Below are 6,187 nucleotides of genomic sequence, written 5' to 3' on the forward strand. Positions count from 1 at the left end.
CCAGCACCCCCTCCAACGACCCCCAGCTCGTCAGACTGCTCACGGAGATCCAGAAGAACCAATCCCTCTACCAGCAGTTGCTCACCCAAATCCAGCAGCTTCAGAAGAGCAACCAGGAGCTCTACAACCAGGTGATGAAGCGGCTCGAGGCCTTGCAGAAGGAAGTCCAGAAGCTTCAGCAAACCCAGCCGAGGCGATAACCATGCTGCGTAAGATGCTGCCTTACCTGGCCCTGGCGGCCTTAGTGGCGGCCCTGGGGCAGGGTGGGGGCTACAAACCCCCCCACCAGAAGCCGGGTCCATCGGCTGAGCGCCTGGTCTTCCGGGCCTTCAACGCCGACCGCGCCCCCCTCGACCTCAAGGCCGGGCAGATGGACCTCTATCTGTTCAGCCTCAAGACCACTGCTGCCCAGGAGTTGCGCGGCACTCCGGGAGTCAGGCTCTACCAGGCCCCGGCCACCACCCTCTCGCTCATCCTCAACCCCGCACCGGCCCCCCAGGGCCAGCTCAACCCCTTCTCCATCAAGGAGGTGCGGCAGGCGGTGCAGTTGCTGGTCAACCGCGAGTTCATCGCCCGCGACCTCTTCCGGGGCAACGCCTTCCCCATGATCACCCACCTCTCCCCCCGCGACTTCGACTTCCTGGCCATCTACGACCTCGACCGGGGCTCGGGCATCCGCTACGACCCCGAGCGGGCCAGGAGCCAGATCGCCCAGGCCATGCGCCAGGCCGGGGCCGAGCTGGTGGGGGGCCGGTGGCAGTACCGGGGCCAGCCCATCCGGCTCAAATTCATCGCCCGCGTGGAGGATGAGCGTCGCGAAATCGGCGACCTGGTGCGCTCGGAGCTCGAGAAGGCCGGTTTCACCGTAGCCATGAGCTACCAGACCTTCGCGCCCGCCGTGCTGACGGTGTACTCCTCCGACCCCAAGGCGCTGGAGTGGCACCTCTACACCGAAGGCTGGGGCCGGGGCGCGCCGCAGCGCTACGAGTTCGGCAGCGTCAACAGCTTCTACGCTCCCTGGCTGGGCAACATGCCCGGCTGGCAGCAGGCTGGCTTCTGGCAGTACCAGAACAAGGAGCTCGACGAGCTGGGCAAGAAGCTCTTCACCGGCGACTTCAAAAGCGAGGCCGAGCGCAACCAGCTCTACCGCCGCATGACCCAGCTCGGCCTGGATGAGTCGGTGCGGGTGTGGCTGGTCACCGCGGTCAACACCTTCCCCGCCCGCGCCGAGCTCAGCGGCATCACCGAGGACCTGGTGGCCGGGCCGCGCAACCCCTGGGCGCTGCGCGAAGCCTACGTGCCGGGCAAGGACACCGTGACGGTGGGCCATCTGTGGGTGTGGACCGAACGCTCGACCTGGAACCCGATAGGCGGCATCGGCGATGTGTATTCCAGCGACATCTACCGCAACCTGGCCGACCCCCCGCTATGGAACCAGCCCTTCACCGGTGAGACCAGGCCCTTCCGCGCCGAGTTCAAGGTGGAGACCGCCGGACCTGCGGGCAAGCTGGCCATCCCAGGCGACGCGGTGCTGTGGGACGCCGCCAATACCCGCTGGAAGCCTGTCGCAGCGGGCGCCCGCGCCACCAGCAAGGTCACCTTCGACTATTCGCGCTACTTCAAGAGCAAGTGGCACCACGGCCAGAGCATCACCATGGCCGACGTGCTCTACTCCATCGCCCAAGGCTACGAGCTGGCCTACAACCCCGAAAAGTCCAAGATCGAGGTAGCCATCGCCGTCACCAGTCGGCCCCTGCTCGAGACCTTCAAGGGCTTCAGGGTGGTGGACCAAAACCGACTCGAGGTCTACGTGGACTTCTGGCACTTCGAGCCCTCGCTGATCGCGGGCTATGCCCTGCCTTCGGGGGTGGGCACCCCCTGGGAGTTGCTGGCCGCGATGGATGACCTGGTCTTCAAGCAGCGCCGCGCGGCCTACACCGACACCGCCGCCGCCCGCTTCGATGTGCCCTGGCTGAGCCTGGTGCTCGACAAGGACGCGCGGGCCGTGGTGCGCACCCTGCGCCAGTTCAACGACAGCGGCTACGTGCCCGAGGGCGTGTTCGAGCTCGGAGGGCGCAACCTGGTGAGCGCTCAGGAAGCCAAAGCCCGCTACCAGGCCGCCATCGAGTGGTTCAACAAGTACGGCCACCTGGTCATCTCCAACGGCCCCTTCTTCTTAGCCCGCTACGACCCGCCCGCCCAGTACGCCGAGTTGCGGGCCTTCCGCGACCCCAGCTACCCCTACAAGCCCGGCGACTGGTACCAAGGCGAACCCCCCGACCTGGCCATCACCCGCGTGGACGCCCCCAGGGTCTCCATCGGCAGGGCCGCCGAGGTCAAGGCCAACCTGCGCGGCCCCGGCACCCTGGGTCTGCGCTACTTGCTGGTAGACCCCGCCAGCGGCAGGGTGCTGGCCCAGGGCCAGAGCAGGACCGCCAGGGCCGGAGACTTCAGCGTGACCCTGGACGCCAACGCCACCAGGGGGCTCAAGCAGGGGCTCTACCGCCTCTACCTCGCCGCCTACAGCGACAGCCTAGCCTCGGTGGCCGAGCGCACCGTGGACCTGAACGTGGTACCGTAACCGCCCCACCTCCCACCAATGCTCGAGCTCTCCCTCCTCCGTGCTCTGCTCTTTCGCGCCCTCACCCTCTTCGGGGTGCTCATCGCCGTGCTGGTGCTGCTGGCGGTGAGCCTGGGAGCCACGGGTTTTTCGGACAAGATCCTCCAGGCCACGGTGGGCGAGGAACTGCGCGCTCTGCGCACCTCGCTGACCCAGACCATCCGCGACCCCGACCAGCTCGAGGCCGCCCTCGAGGCAAGGCGCAGGGAGCTGCTGGCTTCGTATGGCCTGGACAGGCCCTGGTACACCCGCATCCCCGGCATGGTCTGGCGGGTGCTCACGCTCAACCTGGGCGAAGCCCGCAACCTGCGCAGCTACGACGGCTCCAGCCGCATCGCCGACATCGTGCTCGAGCGCCTGCCCAACACCGTGCTGCTCCTGACCACCGCCACCGTCATCACCGCGGTCATTGGCATCCTGGCGGGGGTGTGGATGTCCACGCGGGTGGGCTCGAGGCTCGACCGCTTCGTGGCCTACCTGGCCGCCGTATCCTACGCGGTGCCCACCTGGTGGCTGGGCATCCTGCTGGTGCTGCTGCTGGCCTTCGAGCTCGAGCTGCTGCCGCCGGGCGGGATGTACAGCGCTCCCCCACCTGAAGGGGGCCTGGCCCGCTTCCTCGACCTGCTGTGGCACTCGGTGCTGCCGGTGCTCACGCTGGTGCTCGCCAGCGTGGGCCCCTCGATTTACTCCGTCCGCACCCTCACCCTCAACATCGCCCAGGAGGACCACGTGACCGTGGCGCGGGCCAAGGGCATGCCCGAGCCCATCGTGCGCAGCCGCCACATCCTGCGCGTGGCCGCCCCGCCCATCGTGACCGGGCTGATCCTGGGGCTCGCCGGAAGCCTGGGTGGATCGATTTTGGTGGAAACCATCTTTGACTGGCGTGGCATGGGACGGCTGTACTACGACGCCATCGCGGGCACGCCCGACGAGGGCCTGATCGTGGCGCTCACCTTCATGTTCACCCTGCTCTACGTCATCGCCCGGCTGGTGCTGGAAGTCCTGTACGTCTGGCTCGACCCCAGGGTGCGCTACGAGGGGGGGCCGTGAGGCTGGAGCTGCGCACGGTGCTGCGCGAGTTATGGGCCACAGGGGCCGGAAGGGCGGGGCTGCTGCTCTTCGGCCTGCTGGTGCTGGTGGCGCTCTACGTGGTGCTCACCTACCCCCCTGACTTCGGCCCCCGGCGCTGGAGCAACCCCGCGCTGTGGGGCGACTACCCCAAAGCCGCGCCCCCGGCCTGGACCAACCTCCTGGGCCCCAAGCGGCCCGAGCACCGCATCCTCGAGGCCCACTCCCCCGCCCGCGAGGACGGCAACCTCAAGGTCTACGAGTTGGCCTTCGACTTCCAGAACGACCAGCCCCCCACCTTCCTCTCCTTCTCGCTGGCCGACGTGACCTACCAAGCCCGCCCGCCCACCGTCGAGGCGGTGCTCATACGACCCGACGGAGGCAGGATCCCCCTCTACCGCACGGTGATCTCTGGCCCCTTCGCGGGCGAGAGCCCGCCCTACCGCCGCCACCAGGACGAAGCCCTGCGGGTGGCGCTGGATACCGAGCAAAACGCCATCGAGGCCACCTATGACTACCTGGTGAGGCAAACCCCCGACGTCTCCTACGACGAGGTGCAGCGCCAGTTGCCGCTGGCGCTGTTCGGGCGCTGGGGGGACGGGGGCTTCGTGACGCTCAAGGGGACCTACCGGCTCGAGGCCACGGTCAGCGTGGACGACCCGCGCGACTCGGTCGGCCTGGTGCGCTTCGTCGCCGGCGGGGCAGTCTATGGGGCGATGGGCACCGACGCCCAGGGCCGCGACCTGACCCAGGGCCTGCTGTTCGGGCTGCCCATCGCGCTGCTGATCGGGCTGGCGGTGGCTACGTTGAGCACCCTGCTGGGCACTGCGCTGGGCCTCATCAGCGGCTACGCCGGCGGGCGCACCGACCTCTTGATCCAGCGGGCCGCCGACATCGTCAACAACGTGCCGGTGCTGCCCCTCCTAATCTTCATGGTCTTCGTGCTGGGTGCGCGGCTGTGGCTGATCCTGCTGGTGCTGGTGCTCTTTAGTTGGCCCGGCCTCACCATCCTGGTGCGCTCGATGGTGCTCTCCCTGCGCACCTCGCCCGAGGTGGAAGCCGCCCGCGCCCTGGGGGCCTCTCGCAGCCGCATCATCGTCCATCACGTTTTTCCCCACATCGCCCCCTTCATCTTCGCCACCCTGATCTTCTCAGCCCCCTCCGCCATCCTGGCCGAGGCCGGGCTGAGCTTTCTGGGCCTGGGCGACCCCACCCTGCCCACCTGGGGCCAGATCCTCGAGCAGGGTTTCCGCACCGGCGCGGTCTATCTGGGCTACTGGTGGTGGATCCTCCCCCCCGGCCTCTTGATCGTGCTCACCGCCATCGCCTTCATGCTGATCTCGCTGGGCCTCGAGCCCATCGTGAACCCGCGCTTGCGGAGGGGGCAGTGATGGGGCTGTCGTGCGTCGTACGTCCTACGCCGTATGCGTCGTTTCCCGGCGTAAGACGTAAGACGTACGACGTACGACCCTCCGAAGGAGGCCCATGCCCCTGCTAGAAGTCCAGGACCTCACCCTGCACTACGCTACCCCCAAGGGGCCGGTGCGGGCGGTGGACGGGGTTTCCTTCGCGCTCGAGGCCGGGGGGGAGGTGCTGGGCCTGATCGGGGAGTCGGGCAGCGGCAAGACCAGCCTGGGCATGGCGCTGATGCGCTTGCTGCCCAAGAACATCGCCCGCTACGAGGGCAGTGTGTGCTTTCAGGGGCGCGAAGTGACGACCCTCCCCGAGGCCGAGTTGCGGCGCAGCCTGCGCTGGAAGGGTATCTCGATGGTCTTCCAGGGGGCCATGAACGCCTTCAACCCGGTGCTGCGGGTGGGCGACCAGGTGGCCGAGCGGATGCTGCTGGAGGGCGTCCCCAAGCCCCAGGCCAGGAAGGAGGTGGAGCGGCTTTTGGAGCGCGTCGGGTTGCCCGCCGAGGTCTATGGCCGCTACCCCCACGAGCTTTCGGGCGGCATGAAGCAGCGGGTGGTCATCGCCATGGCCCTGGCCCTCAAGCCCCCGCTGGTCATCCTCGACGAGCCCACCAGCGCCCTGGACGTGATCGTGCAGGCCCAGATCGTCAACTTGCTCAAGGACCTCAAGCGCGACCTGGGCCTGTCGATGCTCTTCATCACCCACGACCCCGCCCTGGCTTGTGACCTTTGCGACCGCATCGCGGTGATGTACGGCGGCCAGATCCGCGAGCAGGGCAGCCTCGAGGCCCTCCTCACCCATCCCCTCGACCCCTACACCCAGGGGCTTCTGGCCAGCATCCCCCAGCTGCACTCCGACACCCAGCCCGGCTTCCTGCGCGGCGCGCCACCCGACCTGATCAACCCTCCGGCGGGCTGTCGCTTCCAGGAGCGCTGCCCCTACGTCTTCGACGCCTGCAAGAAGCCGCCCGAGCTCCTCGAGCCCGCACCGGGCCATCAGGTGCGTTGCTGGCTCTACCACCCCGACTACCGCGCCGCCGGGCTCCCCCAGCCTGCCCTCTCGGCAAGAACCCCGACTCCCCTGCGC

Annotated in this window: 5 protein-coding genes; all 5 read left to right on the forward strand. The window is 68.2% G+C overall.

The window, feature by feature from the left end:
• Window positions 1-200 (forward strand): hypothetical protein (locus Mrose_RS19050; RefSeq protein ID WP_182482895.1); only part of this gene is annotated, 200 nt, incomplete at its 5' end.
• A 2-nt stretch (window positions 201-202) separates the two neighbouring features.
• Window positions 203-2,581 (forward strand): ABC transporter substrate-binding protein, encoded by a 2,379-nt coding sequence (locus Mrose_RS17555; protein WP_119280478.1) that lies wholly within the window; start codon window positions 203-205, stop codon window positions 2,579-2,581.
• A gap of 18 nt (window positions 2,582-2,599) precedes the next feature.
• The gene (locus tag Mrose_RS17560; RefSeq protein WP_119280480.1) at window positions 2,600-3,670 is read left to right on the forward strand and encodes an ABC transporter permease; all 1,071 of its coding nucleotides are present in this window, start codon (window positions 2,600-2,602) and stop codon (window positions 3,668-3,670) included.
• A complete protein-coding gene (locus Mrose_RS17565) occupies window positions 3,667-5,079 on the forward strand; it encodes an ABC transporter permease (RefSeq protein ID WP_119280481.1) in 1,413 nt (470 codons plus the stop codon). Before Mrose_RS17560 ends, Mrose_RS17565 begins: the two co-directional genes overlap by 4 nt.
• Before the next feature lie 94 nt (window positions 5,080-5,173).
• On the forward strand, window positions 5,174-6,187 hold a 1,014-nt coding region (locus Mrose_RS17570), incomplete at its 3' end, for an ABC transporter ATP-binding protein (protein ID WP_147371718.1).

Origin of the sequence: Calidithermus roseus (assembly GCF_003574095.1) — a bacterium.
Taxonomy (GTDB): Bacteria; Deinococcota; Deinococci; order Deinococcales; family Thermaceae; genus Calidithermus; species Calidithermus roseus.

Excerpts from the sequence above, each read along its gene's own strand:
- Mrose_RS17555 (WP_119280478.1), top strand. The coding sequence starts at position 203 with ATGCTGCGTAAGATGCTGCCTTACCTGGCCCTGGCGGCCTTAGTGGCG.
- Mrose_RS17560 (WP_119280480.1), top strand. The coding sequence starts at position 2,600 with ATGCTCGAGCTCTCCCTCCTCCGTGCTCTGCTCTTTCGCGCCCTCACC.